Here is a 1,966-nt window from a genome sequence, read left to right as displayed (position 1 = left end):
TGTGGTGAGGCCACGCGGAGGGGTGGTCTCAGAGGGGGGTGGGTGCCCGTACATCGGGAACCACAAAGTGGACGCGAGCGCTCGCAAGAGCAGTGAAGAAGTTTGTAAGTCGTCGGCTTATTAGTACCAGTCAGCTGCACACATTGCTGTGCTTCCACGTCTGGCCTATCAACCCAGTAATCTGCTGGGAGCCTCTCGAACCGAGGTTCATGGAAGTCTCATCTTGAGGCCGGCTTCCCGCTTAGATGCTTTCAGCGGTTATCCATCCCGAACGTAGCCAACCAGCCGTGCCCTTGGCAGGACAACTGGCACACCAGAGGTTCGTCCAACCCGGTCCTCTCGTACTAGGGTCAGATCCTCTCAAACTTCCAACGCGCGCAGCGGATAGGGACCGAACTGTCTCACGACGTTCTAAACCCAGCTCGCGTACCGCTTTAATGGGCGAACAGCCCAACCCTTGGGACCTACTCCAGCCCCAGGATGCGACGAGCCGACATCGAGGTGCCAAACCATGCCGTCGATATGGACTCTTGGGCAAGATCAGCCTGTTATCCCCGAGGTACCTTTTATCCGTTGAGCGACAGCGCTTCCACAAGCCACTGCCGGATCACTAGTCCCGACTTTCGTCCCTGCTCGACCTGTCAGTCTCACAGTCAAGCTCCCTTGTGCACTTACACTCGCCACCTGATTGCCAACCAGGTTGAGGGAACCTTTGGGCGCCTCCGTTACTCTTTGGGAGGCAACCGCCCCAGTTAAACTACCCACCAGGCACTGTCCCTGAACCGGATTACGGTCCGAAGTTAGATGCTCCAAATGACCAGAGTGGTATTTCAACAATGACTCCACCCGAACTGGCGTCCGGGCTTCATAGTCTCCCACCTATCCTACACAGGCCACACAGAACACCAATACCAAGCTGTAGTAAAGGTCACGGGGTCTTTCCGTCCTGCTGCGCGTAACGAGCATCTTTACTCGTAATGCAATTTCGCCGAGTTCGTGGTTGAGACAGCTGGGGAATCGTTACGCCATTCGTGCAGGTCGGAACTTACCCGACAAGGAATTTCGCTACCTTAGGATGGTTATAGTTACCACCGCCGTTTACCGGGGCTTAAATTCAAAGCTTCGCCCAAGGGCTAACTCGTCCTCTTAACCTTCCGGCACCGGGCAGGCGTCAGTCCGTATACATCGTCTTGCAACTTCGCACGGACCTGTGTTTTTAGTAAACAGTCGTTCCCCACTGGTCTCTGCGGCCCACACACCCTTTCGGTGTAAAACCTAGTAAGTGGCGGGCCCCCCTTCTCCCGAAGTTACGGGGGCATTTTGCCGAGTTCCTTAACCACGATTATCTCGATCTCCTTGGTATTCTCTACCTGACCACCTGAGTCGGTTTGGGGTACGGGCGGCTTGAACCTCGCGTCGATGCTTTTCTTGGCAGCAGAGGATCACCCACTTTTTATTCCCATCGTGTCTCACCCGTTATGAGTCCCGGATTTGCCTAGGACTCGGGCTACGCACTTGGACCAGGACTACCATCGCCTGGCTGGGCTGCCTTCCTGCGTCACACCTGTTAATACGCTAACCGCACCAGCATGGGGTCGCGCGCTAGGCCATCCGGTGTCACCCGAAGGTGACGGTGAATGGATTCGGGCGCTTAGCACCACTGGATTGGTTGGGACGGTTCTTCGCCGGTACGGGAATATCAACCCGTTGTCCATCGACTACGCCTGTCGGCCTCGCCTTAGGTCCCGACTTACCCAGGGAAGATTAGCTTGACCCTGGAACCCTTGGTCTTTCGGAGGACGTGTTTCTCACACGTCTTTCGCTACTCATGCCTGCATTCTCACTCGTGTGGCGTCCACGGCTAGATCACTCTGCCGCTTCACTCGCCACACGACGCTCTCCTACCCATCAACACGGCTGGACCACGAAGGCCTACCAAAAATGTCAATGCCGCAACTTCGGTGGT

At 56.1% G+C, this 1,966-nt stretch carries 1 rRNA gene; it reads right to left on the bottom strand.

The features are described from left to right. Window positions 1–100: 100 nt before the first annotated feature. Window positions 101–1,966: ribosomal RNA gene (locus DZG09_RS16425) — 23S ribosomal RNA — on the bottom strand; the annotation flags it as partial.

The sequence above is a fragment of the Microbacterium halotolerans genome (genome assembly GCF_003569805.1).
Classification (GTDB): Bacteria; Actinomycetota; Actinomycetes; order Actinomycetales; family Microbacteriaceae; genus Microbacterium; species Microbacterium halotolerans.
Note: the sequence above shows the minus strand (reverse complement) of the source record. Positions and strands in the feature narration are given on the sequence as shown.